The sequence below is a fragment of the Idiomarina xiamenensis 10-D-4 genome, assembly GCF_000299895.1.
Lineage (GTDB): Bacteria > Pseudomonadota > Gammaproteobacteria > Enterobacterales > Alteromonadaceae > Idiomarina > Idiomarina xiamenensis.
Genome location: NZ_AMRG01000003.1, coordinates 26,001 through 43,754, shown reverse-complemented (window position 1 = coordinate 43,754; position 17,754 = coordinate 26,001). Strand labels below are relative to the sequence as shown.

The 17,754-nt window shown below is 50.5% G+C and carries 17 protein-coding genes; 15 read left to right on the top strand and 2 right to left on the bottom strand.

The features are described from left to right. The first annotated feature begins 77 nt into the window (after window positions 1-77). From rlmN to der, 8 genes are all read left to right on the top strand, one after another. Complete coding sequence (rlmN, locus tag A10D4_RS02735) at window positions 78-1,214, top strand: dual-specificity RNA methyltransferase RlmN (RefSeq protein WP_008487586.1); 1,137 nt, start codon at window positions 78-80, stop codon at window positions 1,212-1,214. Between the two features lie 89 nt (window positions 1,215-1,303). Beyond that, window positions 1,304-1,906, top strand: coding sequence for a type IV pilus biogenesis/stability protein PilW (gene pilW / locus A10D4_RS02730; protein WP_008487583.1), 603 nt, complete (start codon window positions 1,304-1,306; stop codon window positions 1,904-1,906). Between the two features lie 163 nt (window positions 1,907-2,069). Further along, window positions 2,070-3,212: a RodZ domain-containing protein gene (locus A10D4_RS02725; protein ID WP_008487582.1), complete on the top strand. Its 1,143-nt coding sequence runs from the start codon at window positions 2,070-2,072 to the stop codon at window positions 3,210-3,212. 83 nt (window positions 3,213-3,295) lie between these two features. Next, entirely contained in the window at window positions 3,296-4,414 is a 1,119-nt protein-coding gene (ispG, locus tag A10D4_RS02720) for a flavodoxin-dependent (E)-4-hydroxy-3-methylbut-2-enyl-diphosphate synthase (protein ID WP_008487581.1), read from the top strand. Between the two features lie 119 nt (window positions 4,415-4,533). Next, complete coding sequence (gene hisS, locus A10D4_RS02715; protein WP_008487580.1) at window positions 4,534-5,811, top strand: histidine--tRNA ligase; 1,278 nt, start codon at window positions 4,534-4,536, stop codon at window positions 5,809-5,811. Between the two features lie 4 nt (window positions 5,812-5,815). Next, complete coding sequence (locus tag A10D4_RS02710; protein ID WP_008487579.1) at window positions 5,816-6,442, top strand: YfgM family protein; 627 nt, start codon at window positions 5,816-5,818, stop codon at window positions 6,440-6,442. Then, complete coding sequence (gene bamB, locus A10D4_RS02705; RefSeq protein ID WP_008487577.1) at window positions 6,439-7,668, top strand: outer membrane protein assembly factor BamB; 1,230 nt, start codon at window positions 6,439-6,441, stop codon at window positions 7,666-7,668. Before A10D4_RS02710 ends, bamB begins: the two co-directional genes overlap by 4 nt. 5 nt (window positions 7,669-7,673) lie before the next feature. Continuing rightward, the gene (der, locus tag A10D4_RS02700; protein WP_008487576.1) at window positions 7,674-9,113 is read left to right on the top strand and encodes a ribosome biogenesis GTPase Der; all 1,440 of its coding nucleotides are present in this window, start codon (window positions 7,674-7,676) and stop codon (window positions 9,111-9,113) included. A gap of 46 nt (window positions 9,114-9,159) precedes the next feature. On the opposite strand, the gene hslO is transcribed toward der, so the two are convergent. Together hslO and hslR are read right to left on the bottom strand one after the other, a co-directional pair. Continuing rightward, window positions 9,160-10,002: an Hsp33 family molecular chaperone HslO gene (hslO, locus tag A10D4_RS02695; RefSeq protein WP_008487575.1), complete on the bottom strand. Its 843-nt coding sequence runs from the start codon at window positions 10,000-10,002 to the stop codon at window positions 9,160-9,162. A 6-nt stretch (window positions 10,003-10,008) separates the two neighbouring features. Further along, on the bottom strand, window positions 10,009-10,407 hold the full coding sequence (gene hslR, locus A10D4_RS02690) for a ribosome-associated heat shock protein Hsp15 (protein ID WP_008487574.1): 399 nt from the start codon (window positions 10,405-10,407) through the stop codon (window positions 10,009-10,011). 176 nt (window positions 10,408-10,583) lie between these two features. Between hslR and gspC the strand changes: the two genes are divergently transcribed. From gspC to gspI, 7 genes are read left to right on the top strand one after another with little or no spacing between them, the layout of a single operon-like run. Then, the gene (gene gspC, locus A10D4_RS02685; RefSeq protein WP_192811502.1) at window positions 10,584-11,495 is read left to right on the top strand and encodes a type II secretion system protein GspC; all 912 of its coding nucleotides are present in this window, start codon (window positions 10,584-10,586) and stop codon (window positions 11,493-11,495) included. Between the two features lie 16 nt (window positions 11,496-11,511). Then, window positions 11,512-13,641 carry a type II secretion system secretin GspD gene (gene gspD, locus A10D4_RS02680; RefSeq protein ID WP_008487572.1) on the top strand — a complete coding sequence of 710 codons (2,130 nt, stop codon included), beginning with the start codon at window positions 11,512-11,514 and terminating at the stop codon, window positions 13,639-13,641. Beyond that, on the top strand, window positions 13,634-15,118 hold the full coding sequence (gene gspE, locus A10D4_RS02675) for a type II secretion system ATPase GspE (RefSeq protein ID WP_008487571.1): 1,485 nt from the start codon (window positions 13,634-13,636) through the stop codon (window positions 15,116-15,118). The genes gspD and gspE overlap by 8 nt, the downstream gene beginning before the upstream one ends. 2 nt (window positions 15,119-15,120) lie before the next feature. Then, window positions 15,121-16,356, top strand: coding sequence for a type II secretion system inner membrane protein GspF (gene gspF / locus A10D4_RS02670; RefSeq protein ID WP_008487569.1), 1,236 nt, complete (start codon window positions 15,121-15,123; stop codon window positions 16,354-16,356). A gap of 2 nt (window positions 16,357-16,358) precedes the next feature. After that, complete coding sequence (gene gspG / locus A10D4_RS02665; RefSeq protein ID WP_008487568.1) at window positions 16,359-16,793, top strand: type II secretion system major pseudopilin GspG; 435 nt, start codon at window positions 16,359-16,361, stop codon at window positions 16,791-16,793. A gap of 1 nt (window position 16,794) precedes the next feature. Beyond that, on the top strand, window positions 16,795-17,391 hold the full coding sequence (gspH, locus tag A10D4_RS02660) for a type II secretion system minor pseudopilin GspH (RefSeq protein ID WP_008487567.1): 597 nt from the start codon (window positions 16,795-16,797) through the stop codon (window positions 17,389-17,391). Beyond that, window positions 17,388-17,753, top strand: coding sequence for a type II secretion system minor pseudopilin GspI (gspI, locus tag A10D4_RS02655; protein WP_008487566.1), 366 nt, complete (start codon window positions 17,388-17,390; stop codon window positions 17,751-17,753). Before gspH ends, gspI begins: the two co-directional genes overlap by 4 nt. The last annotated feature ends 1 nt before the right edge of the window (window position 17,754 follow it).

Below are 17,754 nucleotides of genomic sequence, written 5' to 3'. Positions count from 1 at the left end.
GTCGTTCTGCAACAGCCCACTGGGTGTGGGTTGTTGCCATACTGCTTGACCCGTCTATGAAGTATTCCTGAGGTGCTATGACTAACGCCATCGACAAAAAAGTCAATTTACTCGATCTGGATCGCGAAGGCATGCGTGAGTTCTTCAAAGAACTTGGCGAGAAGCCTTTTCGTGCCGACCAAGTATTAAAGTGGCTATATCATTATTGCGTCGATGACTTCGATGACATGAGTAACCTCAATAAAAAGTTGCGTGAAAAGCTCAAGCACATAGCCGAAATTCGCGCGCCTGAAATTCGGCTGCAGCAGCAGTCATCAGACGGCACCATCAAATTTGTGATGACGTTGTTTGATGGGCAGGATGTCGAAACCGTGTGGATCCCCGAGAGTGACCGAGCTACCTTGTGTGTGTCTTCACAAGTTGGCTGTGCGCTGGAATGCACGTTCTGCTCGACGGCACAACAAGGTTTTAACCGTAACCTGCGCGTGGCTGAGATTATCGGCCAGGTGTGGCGCGTCAATAAGCTATTGGGCGCCTATGCTGAGACCGGTGTTAAAGCCGTCACTAACGTAGTGATGATGGGCATGGGCGAACCCCTGCTTAACCTCAAAAATGTTGTGCCAGCGATGCGTTTGATGATGGACGATTGGGGCTTTGGCTTATCCAAGCGGCGGGTGACGTTGAGCACCTCGGGCGTGGTACCTGCGCTTGATTTAATGAAAGAACAAATCGACGTGGCATTGGCTATTTCGCTGCATGCGCCCGATGACGCTTTACGTGATCAAATTGTTCCGATTAATAAAAAGTACCCCATTGCTGAGTTTTTAGCGGCAAGCCGCCGTTATATCGACGGCTCAAAAGCGAACAAAGCGGTCACTGTCGAATATGTCATGTTGGATCACGTTAATGATTCAACCGAGCAAGCGCATGCGTTGGCGAAAACCTTGGCGGGTACGCCCAGCAAGGTCAACTTGATCCCGTTCAACCCATTTCCGGGCAACGAATACGGTCGTTCCAGTAACTCACGTATCGACCGCTTTGCTAAGGTATTGATGAGCCACGGCTTGACGGTGATGGTGCGCAAAACTCGCGGTGACGATATTGATGCCGCCTGTGGTCAGTTAGTCGGTGATGTGGTTGACCGCACCAAGCGTATTTTAAAACGCCAACAGCAACAACGTGGTGGTACTGCCATCGATGTCAAGTCGATGTAGGCAGTTTAGTCGGTTCAGGACGAACCGATAACGACGGTAGCCGTAGCCGGTTACAAACAACAATCCGACCAAACGGCAAAGGAATGCACGTGGCTTATTATCGCTGCACCAGCTTCGGCTGGCGCTCGTTGTTACGCTCAAGCCTGCTGAGTTTATTTTTGCTCACTTGGCTGTCAGCCTGCCAACATCGCGTCAGTACTAACCAGCAGCGTGCTGCTGCGGCACAGGCGCGATTGGCACTAGCGCTGCAATATATCGACCAGCAACAGTTTGCGCAGGCAAAATATAATCTCAACCAAGCGTTAGCGCAGCAATCAAATTTAGTCGCCGTCTATAACGGCTTTGCATACTACTATCAGCAAGTTGCGCAGTGGTCACAGGCGCAAGTCTATTATCAAAAGGCACTGCTGCTAGCGCCAGACGACGCCGATACCCACAACAACTATGGGGTGTGGTGGTGTCATCGACAACAATATGCTCAGGCAGAGCAGCATTTTCTTTACGCACTGCAAAATCCCACGTATTTTCGTAGTGCAAATACGTGGGAAAATGCTGCTCGCTGCGCTTGGCGTAGCGGAAACACACAAAAGGCTATAGACTATTTGCGCCGAGCAATAGCACATGCCCCAAAAGCGTTAGCATTGCGGCGAACATTGCGACAATGGTCGATACCACGCACAATGACACAATAGAAAGCTTGCTAACACGTTAGCGGCATATTGTGGCACACTGTAGCCGTTAATACCGTCGGCTGTGGTTGATTAGGGCAGGGAAGCTGTAATTGGTGACACTAGCTGTGCGACAATGACAGTCAGTAACCTATTATCTTTTAGCAGAGTAATTTACGATTAAGCCATGACAGCAGATCACGACAAGCCAGAACATAACGATAACAATAATCCAGCTGAAGCAGTGACGCCGCCGTTACCGACGCCCGGTGAAATGCTGCGCACGGCCCGTGAGCAAAAAAATTGGACGCAGCGAGATATCGCTGAGCGTCTGCGTTTACGCTTGCAAATCATCGAGCTGCTAGAGGATGATGACTACGATAGCTTTGCCTCAGCAACATTCATTCGTGGTTATTTACGCTCTTATTCACGTATTCTGGAGCTTGATGAAGAAACCGTCTTTAAAGCATACCAGCAACTTGGCTATAACGAGCCAACCACCATTAATATGCAAAGCTTTTCACGCCGCCGTGCCCGTGAAGAGAATGACAGTCGCTTAATGATGATCACCTATATCGTGATCTTAGCGGTGCTCGGACTGGCTATTTTATGGTGGGTACAACAGCCTGACTTTAGTTTGGACAATTTGACTGGCAATAATGACAGTGCAGCCACCGAGCAGCTTGAAGCTGCAGCGCCGGAGCTGGATGAAGCTGCTAGTTTAGCTGCTCAACGTGCCGCACAAAACACTGATAATAGTGCCGAACCGGCCGATGAACAGCCGTTGCTGGAAAGTGATGTCAGTGCCAGCGATATGAGTACATCCGGCAGCAGTAACGATCCGCAGCAAGATGCTGGTCAGACGCAACAGCCGCCAGCGTTACAAACCGGCAATGACAGCACTGTTAGCGGTGCAGCCGAAGCGGATGATAATGCGGTAGCTGCGACGCTAGATAACAATGCGACTGAGACGCCACCGACTGCTGCCAATGATAATCAGCAGCAATCGAGCGCAACCACGGAAGCCAATGAAAATGCAGCGAACTTGTCTGCTAATGCGCCAACACCGACAAGCGCGGCGCCAAGTGATGCCGACTTGGTGTTAACCTTTGAGGGCGAATGTTGGGTGAAAATTGAAGACGCCAGTGGCGAGACAATTGCTATTGGTGTAAAACCGGCCGGCTATGTGATGCCGTTAAACGGCAACGCGCCTTATAATATTACCTTGGGTGCACCCGAGGTAGTGGCCATTCAGTATCAAGGCGAAGACTTTGATATGTCACAATTTCGCTCGGGACGAGTGGCGCGTTTTAACGTGCCACAGCAGTAGCACCGGGTGCTACACGACGCCGTTTAAATGGCGTCGAAAGTCGCCAGTAATAACCTGAAAGTGGTAGGTAGGGTAGTAACGTCATGATGCATGAAAATCCGATTAAGCGTCGCCAGTCACGCCGTTTATACGTAGGCTCCGTGCCCATCGGTGATGGCGCGCCAATTGCCGTGCAATCGATGACCAATACTGAAACAACCGATGTGCAGGCAACCTTACAGCAAATCAATGCGATCGCGCGTGCCGGAGCCGATATCGTACGTGTCTCTGTACCCACTATGGAAGCCGCCGAAGCGTTTAAGCACATTAAAGCCGGTAGCCCGATTCCACTGGTTGCCGATATTCATTTTGATTATCGTATCGCGCTAAAAGTTGCCGAGTATGGCGCCGACTGTTTGCGCATTAACCCTGGCAATATCGGCCGTGAAGATCGTGTGCGGGCGGTTGTTGATAGTGCTCGAGACCACAATATCCCGATTCGAATCGGTGTTAATGGCGGTTCCTTGGAGCGCGATTTACAAGAAAAATATGGTGAGCCGACACCGGCGGCGTTGGTTGAATCGGCGTTGCGCCATGTAGAGATTTTGGATCGCTTAAACTTTCCTGACTTTAAAGTCAGCGTGAAAGCGTCTGACGTGTTTTTAGCCGTCGATGCTTACCGTTTGCTGGCCAAACAAATCGAGCAACCGTTGCACTTAGGCATCACCGAAGCCGGTGGTTTACGCAGTGGTTCGGTGAAGTCCTCCATTGGTTTAGGCATGTTATTAGCTGAAGGTATCGGTGACACCCTGCGTATTTCATTAGCCGCCGATCCGGTTGAAGAAGTCAAAGTCGGTTTTGATATTTTAAAGTCGTTACGTATTCGTAGTCGTGGTATTAACTTCATTGCCTGTCCTAGTTGTTCGCGGCAGGAGTTCGACGTTATCGGTACCGTTAACGCGCTAGAGCAACGCCTAGAAGACGTTACTACCGCTATGGATGTGTCTATTATCGGTTGCGTGGTTAATGGGCCCGGCGAGGCCTTAATTTCACAAATCGGTTTGGCGGGCGCGAAGAATAAAAGTGGGCTATACGAAGATGGTGAACGGCTAAAAGAACGCCTTGCTAACGATCAACTCGTTGACGCGTTGGAGCAACGTATTCGCGCTAAAGTCAAAAAGCTAGAAGCCGAGCGCATTGCGATACAGCAGATCGATAACTGATTTTACCCACCACAGTAAAAAAACTATAATGCGCGTAACTTTACATGCGGTGATGACAGCACTGACGCGCATCAATACGCAGTTTAACTTTAGTTAAGATAAATAACGGTAGCTAGAACGTGGCCAAAACAATCCAAGCCATTCGTGGTATGAATGATATTTTGCCTGACCAATCTCCGGCTTGGCAGGCGGTAGAGCGAGTTTTACGTGATGTGGTAGCCAGCTATGGCTATAGCGAAATTCGTATGCCGATGGTGGAGAGCACCCATTTATTCAAACGTTCTATCGGTGAAGCGACGGATATCGTCGAGAAAGAAATGTATACCTTTGAGGATCGCAACGGCGATAGCCTAACCTTGCGCCCCGAAGGCACCGCCAGTTGTGTGCGTGCGGGTAACCAACACGGCTTACTGTATAATCAAATACAGCGTTTATGGTACATGGGGCCGATGTTTCGCTACGAACGTCCGCAAAAGGGCCGTTACCGTCAGTTTCACCAGTTTGGTGTAGAGGTGTTTGGTCTAGCCGATGCGGCCATCGATGCCGAAGTGATCATGTTGTCGGCTCGCTTATGGCAACAATTTGGCATTAGCGACCAAGTACAGTTACAGCTCAACTCGTTAGCCTCTAACGAGGCACGTCATGCCTACCGTGATGCGTTAAAAGCCTACTTAAGCGATTACCGCGAACAGTTGGATGAAGACAGTCAGCGTCGTTTACAGAGCAACCCGCTGCGCATTTTGGATAGTAAAGATGCCAATACCCAGGCAATACTGGCTAACGCACCGCAGCTCAGTGACTATTGGGACGATGAGTCGGCGGCGCACTTTGATGAGTTGTGTCAGCGTTTACAAGCTGCGGGCATTGATTATGTCATCAATCAGCGTTTAGTACGCGGTTTAGATTATTACAACCGTACCGTGTTCGAGTGGGTTACCGACGCACTTGGTGCGCAAGGCACGGTATGTGCTGGCGGTCGTTATGACGGTTTGGTCGAGCAGCTAGGTGGGCGTGCCACACCTGCCTTTGGCTTTGCACTGGGGTTAGAACGCTTAGTACTGTTGTTGCAGGAACAGCAAAAAGTGCAACCGCGACGTAGTGTCGATGCGTATCTTATGTTACTTGGCGATGAGGCGGAACTTCGTGGTGCCGACGTTGCCGAAAAGCTCAGAGATGCGTTACCCGGTTTACGCTTAACTACCCATATCGGTGGTGGCAATTTAAAAAAACAGATGAAGAAAGCCGATAAATCAGGCGCCGAAGTCGCCCTGATCGTCGGTTCGGACGAATTAGCAAACGAGCAATTGAGCATCAAGCCGCTGCGTACAGAAGCTCCTCAAGAGCAACTGGATTGGGCGACGGCGGTCGAGCGTTTGCAACCATTAACAAGAGGATGATGGCGTGGACAGTACAGAAGAACAACAGGTCGAGCGCATTAAGGAATTTTGGAAAGAGCACGGTAAAGGTATCGTTGCTGGAGCCATAATCGGTTTTGGTCTGTTTTATGGCTGGCGCTATTACGACGCGCAAACTCAGTTGGCGCAAGAAACGGCCTCTGCGCAATATGAACAATTGGCTACGCAAGTTGCCGAGAGCGACGATGAGAGCGCGGCGTTAGCGCAAATTCAAGCTTTTGTTGAGCAACAAGACGAGACTATTTATACCGACTTGGCGGCATTTCAACTTGCACAACGAGCGGTCAATAATGATGACTTGGCTACTGCTGTGAGTGCTTTGCAACAAGTACGAGATAACAGCGGTTCGGAGGCGTTTAAAGCGCTAGCCAGTTTGCGTCAAGCACGGGTATTAATGGCTCAAGAGCAATATGATGCTGCCTTACAAGCGTTAAACAGCAGTAACTTTCCAGCCAGTTACCAGGCCCTAACCGCCGAACTCAAGGGTGATATTTATTTGGCGCAAGGTAACGACGGTGAAGCGCGTAGTGCCTATCAACAAGCGGTCGACGCTGGTCAATCGGCGTCACCCGTATTGCAAATGAAACTGGATAATCTGGCTTCTGCATCATGATAAAACGATTTAATTTATTCGGCTCAGCAAAATTCGCGGCGTTAGCATTAGCGGTGACGGTGGTTTCTGGTTGTTCAGTTTTTAGTGACGACGACGAACCCACTTTTGCCGAATTGCAGCCGATTGATAGTAAAGTTTCGCCGCGCGTTGTTTGGGATAGCAGCGTTGGTGACGGCGTCGGTGATTATTTTTCGCGACTTAATCCGGTGATCAGCGATGGCGTTGTTTACGCGGCCGATCGTGCCGGTATTGTTGCCGCATTTAATCAGCAAAATGGCAAACGCTTATGGCGTGTTGACGTACGCAAGTTGTTGCGCGACGAAGATACTTCCAGCTGGTCATGGAATCCGTTTTCCAGCGATTTACCGATTCGCTTATCGGGCGGTTTAGCGACGCAATACAACCGCGTTTATGTGGGTAGCGAAAATGGCGATGTTATCGCTCTGAATGCTGCCGACGGTCAGTTAGCTTGGCACACCGAAGTGGGTAACGAAGTGTTAGCCGACCCCGCGGTTGGTGAAGGTCGCGTTGTGGTGCATACCGGTGCCGGTAAAGTGATCAGCTTGAACGCCGACAACGGTGAAAAACAGTGGGAATTCGTGCAAGAAGTACCGGCGTTATCGTTACGCGGTTCATCAGCGCCGACCATTGCAGCTGGTGGTGCGATTGTTGGCACCAATAGCGGTAAGGCAACCGTACTGATTTTAGAAAACGGTCAGCAGGCTTGGGAACAACGTATTGGTCAGGCAACGGGTGCCTCTGAGCTAGAGCGTCTCATCGACGTCGATGCCGAGCCAGTTGTGGTTGGTCAGACCGCTTATTTTATTAGCTATAATGGCCAGCTAGCCGCTTTAGAGTTAACCAGCGGGCGGGTTATTTGGCAACGTGAATATTCGTCTTATCAAGACTTTACCATTGCTGGAAATCGCATTTATGTGACCGATAGTAATAGCCATGTTTACGCATTAGAGCGCAGCTCTGGTACCGAAGTGTGGAGTTCTACCGAACTGTGGGGGCGTAACTTAACTGCACCTGCGGTAGTGGGTGATTACGTTGTGGTTGGTGACTTTGAAGGCTACTTCCACTGGCTCAATCGTGATACTGGTGTGCTTGAAGGTCGGCTCGATTTAGGCGGTGATGGTGCCTATGTGGGTGCTCGTGTGGCTGATGGTAACCTCTTTATACAAACCCGGGATGGGTCCGTCGTCTCGGTTACTCAGGAATAATAAGCATGCTACCGGTTGTTGCGTTGGTAGGTCGACCGAACGTCGGCAAATCAACACTGTTTAATCGCCTTACCCGCAGCCGCGATGCGTTGGTCGCGGACTTTCCCGGTTTAACTCGGGACCGCAAGTATGGCCAAGCCAATTATGATGGCTTTCGTTTTATTCTCATCGACACCGGTGGTATTAACGGTGACGAAGAGGGCATTGACCTGCGTATGGCCGAACAGTCGTTGCAAGCGATTGTCGAAGCCGACGTGGTGTTGTTCTTGGTCGATGGCCGTGATGGCGTCACTGTGGCAGATCAGGCCATTGCTAATCACTTGCGTAAGCAGAATAAGAACACCTTACTCATTTGCAATAAAATCGATGGTATCGATGAGCAAGCCGCTGGTGCTGATTTTTATTCGTTAGCGATGGGCGAAGTGTTCGGTATTGCCGCGGCACACGGCCGTGGCGTGCAGAAAATGTTGGAAACCGCATTACGACCGCTGGCAGAGCAGTATCCCGAAGTCATCGTTAATAGTGAGGAAGAAGTCAGCAGCGATTTAGAACACGACCAAATCGATTATCAGGCATTACCGCTGAAGCTGGCCATTGTCGGCCGTCCGAATGTCGGCAAGTCGACGCTGACTAACCGTATTTTGGGTGAAGAGCGCGTGGTAGTGTTCGATATGCCAGGCACCACCCGTGATTCGGTTTATATCCCGATGCAGCGTAATGAACGTGATTACATACTCATCGATACCGCTGGTGTGCGTCGTCGCGGTAAAATTGGCGAAGCTATTGAAAAATTCTCGGTCATCAAGACGCTACAAGCCATCGAAGACGCGAATGTGGTGTTGGCGGTTATCGATGCTCGCGAAACCATCAGTGACCAAGATTTAAATTTGATCGGTTTTGCGCTGAACGCTGGTCGCTCTATCGTGATCGCGGTGAATAAGTGGGACGGCTTGACGCAAGACCATAAAGACGAGATCAAACGTGAGTTAGATCGTCGCCTAGGTTTTGTCGACTTTGCTCGCGTGCATTTTATTTCGGCACTGCACGGTACCGGCGTCGGTCACTTGTTTGAGTCGGTCGAAGAGGCTTATGCCAGTGCTACCCAGCGTGTCGGCACCTCAAAACTGACACGCATTATGGAAATGGCGCAAGACGAACACCAGCCGCCGTTAGTCAGTGGTCGGCGGGTTAAGCTCAAGTATGCGCATGCCGGTGGTTATAACCCACCACGTGTGATCATTCACGGCAACCAAGTGAACGACCTGCCTGGATCTTACCAGCGTTATCTGACTAATTACTTCCGGCGCGCATTAGGGGTCATGGGCACACCGATAAAAATCGAGTTTCGTGAATCAAGTAACCCTTACGCGGGTAAAAAGAATAAGCTCACGCAATCGCAAGTGCGTAAGCGCAAACGCTTAATGAAGTATCTCAAGAAAAAATAACCCGGCATTAGCCGGGTTATTTATGCTAGCGAGTCGGTATATAAAATCAACTATCGGCCTTGTCCAAGCCCAGTTCGTGCGCGGTAAAGATGTAGTCGGTCAGGCAATAATCGCAGGTCATGACCAGTTTACCTTCCTCATCCAAGATCTCACGTAATTCGTCGTTGCTAACGCTGGCTAAGGCATCCAAACTCTTGTCGCGCGAGCAACCGCAAACAAAACTGACTTCATGAGCGGGGTACAGTAACACTTGTTCTTGATGGTAAAGACGATGCAATAGCTGTTCACCTGGCAGCGTGTAGAGTTCGTGTTCAGAAATGGTGTCGGTGAGTGTTTCTAGGTGTTCGAACGCGGTTAAATCTTTTCCTGCTGCGGGTAACACTTGCAGCATCATACCCGCGGCATGCTCGCTGTCACTATGTAACCACAAGCGTGTATGCAGTTGTTCTGATTGCGCAAAGTAGTTCTCCACCATCGCTGCTAAACTATCGCCTTCGGCGGCAACCACGCCCTGATAGCGTTCGCCGTTTAGCGGTGTAATGGTGATCAGCAATTGTCCTTTACCCAACATCTCGCTGAGCTTCTCGCTAGGTAGCTCGCCGCGTACCCGGGCAACACCGCGAAGCTGTTGCAAATGGTCGCCATTAATCGCCACATAGTTCAGTGCACCGCTACCTTGCAGTTGCAAATTAATATGGCCTTCAAACTTTAACGTTGCCGTCAATAATGATGTGACCGCCAACATTTCACCTAACAGGCGCTGCACGGCAGGTGGATAATCGTGACCCTGAATTAACTTTTGATAGCTGCTGGTCAATTGCACCAGCTCGCCACGCACATCTTGATCGGTAAAGGTATAGCGCAGTAATTGATCGGCTAAATACGTCATAACGTCCTACTGATTTTTCATACGAATAAGTTGCCGCCGCTGCTTTTTATCTGGGCGACTATCTGGGTGCGGATTATACAGTGAATTTAATCGCCGTGCTTGCGCTTCCTGTTCACGCTGTTGCACGCTGGCGGGCGTTTCTTGATACAGCTGCTGAGCCTTGTCGGCACCACGGCGTTGGTCGCTGATAGCGACCACCTCAACCTCGAGCACCTCATAACCGCGACGTAACTTGATTAAGTCACCCACTTGGACGGTTTTTGATGGCTTGGCACGTTGATTATCATAGTGTACTTTACCTGCTTGAATCATTTGTCGGGCTAACGCTCGAGTTTTATAAAAACGCGCCGCCCATAACCATTTATCAAGCCGTACCGATGAATCTTGTGGCTGTTGCTTTGTCATAGAATCGCAATCTGTTGTCGTTAAACTGTCATTATGGCTGTCTTGGCGAGTTATTGGCCGTTTAGCCATAGAAGCCTAGTAAATCTGAAAAGATTGATGTTAAGCGATTGTTGACCAGCGTATAGCGCGCTAGAATGACCCATTCACCTAACAATAGAATTATAAAATCAGTGGCTGTGACTATTCCATCAATTGAACGACTTCGAACACCGCAAATGCAACAGCGGCTAGGCTGGTTAGCGGTTGCTGTGCTGGTGCTGTTGTCTGCCTGGCTATTGGCACAACTCGTGCTACTATGGCTGGCGCCAAAGCCGCAAATGCCGGAGCCACAACCCGTCAGCGTTAATGCTAGCACAGAATCACAGATTAATATTGCCGCCTTGCAGGGCCTAAATCTCTTTGGTCAGCCCGTGAGCCGTTCGCAACAGGTAAACAACGCGCCGCGCACCCAGCTTAACTTACGCTTATTGGGCGTCGCCGCCAGTTCAGAACGAGCGCGCTCGGCGGCTATTATTCAACAAGGTAATAGTCAGTCAACCTATGTCATTGGTGACAATCTTGGTAACTCACAAGTCACCATCGAAGACATCTTTCCGGATCGTGTCATCATTAACAACGGTGGCCGTTTAGAAACCTTAGCCTTAGAAGGGATCATCGACGGTGAGCGGCCAGTCACACTGGATATTTCGACACCAGCGGCGGCGCATGACAACAGTAATAGCAACACCCTGCAACAAGTGTCGGTGAGCGCCAATCAGCAACGTATTGACGACGCCGAAGTGAACCAGCAGTTGGCCGACATCCGAGGTAATCCTGGCACCTTACTCGATTATGTGAGCATTGCGCCAGTACAAGGCCCCGATGGCTTGGCCGGTTATCGTTTAAGTCCTGGCCGGCAACCAGAATTATTTCAGCAGGCAGGCCTGCAAGAGGGTGACATTGCCGTTAGTATCAACGGCTATGACCTGACCGATATGGCGCAGGCGATGGCCGCCAGTAATGAATTACAGAACAGTCGCGAAGCCACCATCGAAGTGCTGCGTGGCGATGAACGCATCGAGTTGGTGTTCAATGTACCGGCTCAGTAAAACGAGAAAAACACCTATGTTTTCAGTCAAACCCTTACTTCGTTCTAGCTTACTCATCGGCGCTTTAGCATTACCGCTGTGGAGTCTGCCGAGCGCCGCGCAAGAATACGCGGCTAGCTTTAAGAACACCGAGATCAACGAATTTATTCAAGTTGTCGGGCGCAATCTGGGTAAAACCATGATCATAGACCCCGATGTACGAGGTCGTATTGACGTACGTAGTTACGACTTGATGAACGAAGAACAGTATTATCAGTTCTTTTTGAACGTACTGGATGTGTATGGCTTTGCTGCGGTGCAAATGGAGTCGGGGGTGATCAAAATCATCCGTGATAAGGATGCAAAAAGTGCATCCATTCCCGTTGTTGATGACTATTCGGTCAAAGGCGACGCCATGGTGACTCGCGTTATCCCGCTTAAAAACGTTACCGTACGTGAATTGGCGCCATTGTTGCGCCAAATTATCGACCAAAGCGGTAGCGGTGCGGTCATGAGTTACGACCCGTCGAACGTGATCATGCTGACTGGCCGCGCTGAAACCATTCAGCGCATTGTCGAAATTATTGAACGCGTCGACCGTGCCGGTGATCAGGATGTCGAACGCGTGCCCTTAGAGTTTGCGTCGGCCTCGGAAATTGCCCGTATCGCCGAAACCCTATTTGAGAAAAGTAACGACCAGCAAGGCACCGGTATGGTGTTTGCGCCGAAAATTGTCGCCGATGAACGTACTAATAGCGTTTTAGTTAGCGGTGAACCGCGCATTCGCGCGCGCGTGATCAAACTCATTAAACAACTTGATCAGGATTTAAAATCCGAGGGTAACACCCGCGTTTACTACCTCAAATACGCCAAAGCCGAAGAATTGGTCGAAGTATTACAAGGCGTCAGCGAGACCATTCAAGCCGAAGCGCAGTCGGCCGGTGGTCAGAATATGAATGCCGCCCGCAGCAGCACTGCGGGTCGTAATAACAACATCTCGATCAGCGCGCATGAAGCCAGCAACGCCTTGGTCATTACCGCGCAACCGGATTTGCTAACCTCATTAGAAGCTGTCATTCGACAACTCGATATCCGCCGGGCGCAAGTTCAGGTGGAAGCGATCATTGTTGAAGTCATGGAAGGTGACGGTATTAATTTTGGCGTGCAGTGGATCAGCGAAGACGCCGGTTTAGTACAGTATAATAATGGTCAGCAAGTGCCGATTGGTAGCTTAGCCGCTGCCGCTTATCAAGCACGCCCACGTGAGGGGCGTACCATTACTCAAGTCGATAACGCCGGTAACGAATATACCACCACTGAGCCGGATGAGCCGGGTGACGTCAGCCTGCTGGCAGAGCTATTAGGCTCGGTCAACGGCATGATGTTCGGTACTATCAAAGATGATTGGGCCGCCGTAGTACAAGCGGTTAGCACCGATTCCAATTCGAATATTTTGGCGACTCCGAGTATTACCACTCTGGACAACCAAGAAGCGAGCATTTTGATCGGTCAAGAAGTACCGACCATCACCGGGTCGACGGTCGGTGGTAACAACGACAACCCATTCCAAACTGTCGACCGAAAAGAAATCGGTATTAAATTGAAGGTAACGCCGCAAATCAACGAAGGAGACTCGGTCCAAATGATCATCGAGCAGGAAGTCTCCAGCTTGAGTGGCGCCACCGCCGTTGACATCACCATCAACAAACGTGAATTAAAAACCACAGTGATGGCGGAAAGCGGTGACACCATCGTGCTTGGCGGCCTGATCGATGAGGATGTACAAGAGTCGGTATCTAAGTTGCCAATTTTGGGCGATATCCCACTATTAGGACATTTATTTAAATCGACCAGCTCGACTCGACAAAAGCGTAATTTGATGGTCTTTATCCGTCCCACCATTTTACGTAACGGCAAAGCCTTAAGCGATATTAGTCAACGTAAATACAACTACATGCGTGCGGTGCAACTGGATCGTCGCAGCCGTGGCGTGTCGTTAATGCCTAATACCGACACGCCGGTGATGCCAGACTGGGATAACGCACTATCATTACCGCCAGGCTTCGAAGAATATATGGAGCAGCATAACGCCGCAGCCAGCCAAGCCGGCAATGCGGAACAAGCTACCGACAATACTGAGCAACAGGACGCCGGTAACGATGACTGAGTTAACGGCCACTGCAGTTAAGCGCCTGCCGTTTAGTTTTGCTAAGCGTTATGGCGTGGTGCTAGAGCAAGGCAAACCACCGCTATTGCATTGTCGAGCCGGTGTCAGCAGTCAAGCGATTCGCGAAGTGCGACGCGTGCTGGGGCAATCGTTTCAAGTGCAACAACACAGCGAAGCCGAGTTTGATGCGATTCTATCGCAGGCCTACCAGCGCGACTCATCAGAGGCTAAGCAGCTGATGGAAGACATCGGTAACGAGTCTAATTTGTTCTCGCTAGCCGAAGAACTCCCGCAAACCGAAGACCTATTAGAGAGTGAAGACGACGCACCGATCATTAAATTGATCAATGCGATGCTCAGCGAAGCCATCAAAGAGGGGGCTTCGGATATCCATATCGAAACCTTCGAAAAAATGCTGACCATTCGTTTTCGTATCGACGGCGTCTTGCGCGAGATTTTGCGACCTAACCGCAAACTCGCCTCGTTGTTGGTCTCGCGTATCAAGGTCATGGCGCAATTGGATATTGCCGAAAAACGTATTCCCCAAGATGGCCGCATTTCGTTACTGATCGCCGGGCGCGCAGTGGATGTAAGGGTATCGACCATGCCCAGTAATTATGGCGAACGTGTGGTGTTACGTTTATTAGACAAAAACAACGCGCGCTTGAACTTAACTCAATTGGGCATGACCGAAGCCAATCGCCAACATTTTGCCGAGTTGGTACACAAGCCGCACGGCATTATTTTGGTCACCGGGCCAACCGGCTCTGGTAAGAGTACCACGCTGTATGCCGGGTTAACCGAGATCAACTCTCGCGATCGTAATATCCTAACCGTCGAAGATCCGATTGAGTACGCCATCGATGGTATTGGTCAAACACAGGTCAATACCCGCGTCGATATGACCTTTGCGCGCGGTTTACGCGCCATATTGAGGCAAGATCCCGATGTCGTCATGGTGGGGGAGATACGCGATGTCGAAACTGCACAGATTGCGGTGCAAGCGTCGTTAACCGGCCACTTGGTGTTATCCACGTTACACACTAACTCGGCAGCCGGTGCCATTACTCGTCTAGAAGATATGGGCGTCGAGCCATTCTTGTTATCGTCGAGTTTGTTAGCGGTGTTATCGCAACGCTTAGTCCGTACGCTCTGTCCTGACTGTAAAGCACCTCACCCGGCCAGTGCTGAAGAGTTAAAATTGATGGGGCTATCAACGCAGCAACAACTGACACTTTATCGTCCACAAGGCTGTCCATTATGCAACGATAGCGGTTATCGCGGCCGTACCGGCATTCACGAATTATTATTGGTCGACGAACAGGTACGCAGCCACATTCATCATGGTCACGGTGAACAAGATATTGAACGCTATGTACGCCAGCATACGCCAAGTATTCGGCGTGATGGTTTAGACAAAGTGCAGGCTGGGGTGACTAGCCTGGAAGAAGTCTTGCGCGTCACGCGTGAGGAGTAGTTGTGGCCGCGTTTGAATATCAAGCCGTTGCTGCCAACGGACGCAAAAAGAAAGGGGTTATCGAAGCCGATACCGTACGTCAGGTGCGTCAGTTATTGCGTGAACAAGGCTTATTACCACTTCATGTGCAGGCGGCAGCTGAGCATGAGCGGGTTAGTAAAGATCCGACTGTGGCGCCTCGCCGACAATGGTTAGTACGTAAAGTCAGCGCCAGTGACTTGGCGCTCATCACCCGTCAATTAGCGACTCTGGTCGGTTCGGCGTTACCCATTGAACAAGCATTATTGGCGGTTGCCGACCAAACCGAAAAACCGCGCCTGAAAAAGCTGTTAATGGCAGTGCGTAGTAAAGTGGTGGAAGGCTACTCGCTGGCTGAAGGTATGGCGGAGTACCCGCGTGTGTTCGATTCGCTGTTTACTGCGATGGTGGCGGCCGGCGAAAAATCGGGCCATTTAGACGAAGTATTAAATCGTTTAGCTGACTATACCGAACAGCGCCAGCACATGAAGAGTCAGCTCACGCAAGCGTTGGTTTATCCGAGCATGCTGACACTGGTAGCCGTGGCGGTGATCATCTTCTTACTGGTGTCGGTAGTGCCGAATATCGTCGAACAATTCGTCACCAGCGATCAAGCATTACCGCCGACAACCTCATTACTGATTGCCATCAGTGACTTTTTGCAGCATTACGGTCTGTACCTGTTACTGTTGATTGTGGTGGCCTTGGCGTTATTTAAACGCGCCTTAAAGCGACCCAAGTTTCGCGACAAATATGACGCACGGTTATTGCAGTTACCGGTGTTAGGCAAAGTTATTCGTGGTATCAGTACCGCCCGCTTTGCTCGCACGCTAAGTATTTTGAGCGCTTCTGCTGTGCCATTATTAGATGCACTGAAAATCACCGCCTCGGTGATCGGTAACCGTGCTATTCGACAGGCGGTTGACGATGCCGCCGATCGGGTGCGTGAGGGGAGTTCGCTGCGCGCCGCCTTAGCGCAGACCAAACTGTTTCCGCCGATGATGCTACACATGATCGCCGCGGGTGAGAAAAGTGGTGAGTTGGAACAGATGTTAGGTCGCGCCGCCGACAACCAAGATCGTGAGTTTGAAACACTGGTCAGTGTCAGCTTGAAAATTTTTGAACCGGTATTGATCGTCAGTATGGCCGGTATTGTCTTATTTATTGTGTTAGCCATTATTCAGCCCATTTTGGCGCTGAATCAGAGTATAGGATTGTGATTATGCGACAACAACAAAGTGGTTTCTCGTTAATTGAGATCATGGTGGTAGTGGTTATCATCGGTATCTTAGCAACACTGATTTTACCCAACGTAGTGGGTAGTTCAGAGCAGGCTGAACGACAAAAAGTGATCGCCGACTTGGTTGCGCTGGAAAATGCGTTAGCGCAATATCGTTTGGATAACGGTAACTACCCCAGTACCGAGCAGGGGTTGCAAGCTTTGGTGCGTGAACCCAACGGTTCGCCAACACCGCGCAACTATCGTCGTGGTGGTTATATTAAACGCTTACCGCAAGACCCGTATGGCAACGATTACATGATGCTGAATCCTGGCCAATACGGTGACGTCGACATTTTTTCGCCGGGTCCTGACAACGAACCTGGCACCGACGATGACTTTGGTAACTGGATGATTGGCCAAGGTGGCGCTAACTAATATGGTTGTGTCCAGACCATTAACCATCGACCAGCGAGGTTTTACGCTGATTGAATTAATGTTAGTGGTCGCCATTGTCGGCGTGATGGCGCTGGCGGTGATGTTCACCTTGCCTGCGGACAAGCAGGGGGCCGACACTAAGGCCTTAGCGACGGCGTTGCGCGCGCGGATCGAGTATGCGCGCGAGTACGCCATTGTTAGACAACAGCCATTAGGTCTGTACGTTGATAACCAGCGCTACCAGTTTTTAATTTGGCAGCAACAACGTTGGCGTGAGTTGAACACTCGCAGTTTGGGCACCAATAAGCTGCCGCCACAAGCCGAACTGCGCTTGACTAGCGGTGATATGGCGTTACTTGAACAAGACGAAGAAAATGCCGGTAATCTGTTTGAACCGCAAGACAATGAGGATAGCGGTGGCGATGAACAGCAACGTCCGCTGATACCGCAACTGTTCATCTTAAGCAGCGGTGATATGGCAGCATTTACCATCGAAGTTGCCGACCGAGATGGGCAGACCAACAGTTATTGGGTCTATAGCGAGAACGGCTGGGACATTGAAAGCGGCGATCAGGCCCCGGCAGAGATAGTGCGATGAAACAGCGTCAGTATGGTTTCACATTGATTGAAGTCATGGTGGCACTGGCGATTTTTGCCATGGCAGCTTTGGCCGCCTTAAAGACCGCTAGCCAGCACGTCACTAGTCTAGTGCATATGGAAGACATCACCCTAGCGCGATACGTTGCCGCTAACCGACTAAGTGAACTATCGGTTACTCACGGTTGGCCCATTGAAGACTTGCAACGCGGCAATGAACAAATGGCCGGGCAGACTTGGTATTGGCAACAGCAAGTGGTTGCTACCACGACCAACGATGTGGTTGCCGTAACTATCGTGGTCAGCCGTAGCGAAGACGGCGATAGTGTCTATCAACTGACGCGCTATATGGGGCGACGTTGAT

Coding starts and splice junctions, on each gene's coding strand:
- rlmN (WP_008487586.1), top strand. CDS start 78: ATGACTAACGCCATCGACAAAAAAGTCAATTTACTCGATCTGGATCGC.
- A10D4_RS02725 (WP_008487582.1), top strand. CDS start 2,070: ATGACAGCAGATCACGACAAGCCAGAACATAACGATAACAATAATCCA.
- ispG (WP_008487581.1), top strand. CDS start 3,296: ATGATGCATGAAAATCCGATTAAGCGTCGCCAGTCACGCCGTTTATAC.
- bamB (WP_008487577.1), top strand. CDS start 6,439: ATGATAAAACGATTTAATTTATTCGGCTCAGCAAAATTCGCGGCGTTA.
- der (WP_008487576.1), top strand. CDS start 7,674: ATGCTACCGGTTGTTGCGTTGGTAGGTCGACCGAACGTCGGCAAATCA.
- hslO (WP_008487575.1), bottom strand. CDS start 10,002: ATGACGTATTTAGCCGATCAATTACTGCGCTATACCTTTACCGATCAA.
- hslR (WP_008487574.1), bottom strand. CDS start 10,407: ATGACAAAGCAACAGCCACAAGATTCATCGGTACGGCTTGATAAATGG.
- gspD (WP_008487572.1), top strand. CDS start 11,512: ATGTTTTCAGTCAAACCCTTACTTCGTTCTAGCTTACTCATCGGCGCT.
- gspE (WP_008487571.1), top strand. CDS start 13,634: ATGACTGAGTTAACGGCCACTGCAGTTAAGCGCCTGCCGTTTAGTTTT.
- gspG (WP_008487568.1), top strand. CDS start 16,359: ATGCGACAACAACAAAGTGGTTTCTCGTTAATTGAGATCATGGTGGTA.
- gspH (WP_008487567.1), top strand. CDS start 16,795: ATGGTTGTGTCCAGACCATTAACCATCGACCAGCGAGGTTTTACGCTG.
- gspI (WP_008487566.1), top strand. CDS start 17,388: ATGAAACAGCGTCAGTATGGTTTCACATTGATTGAAGTCATGGTGGCA.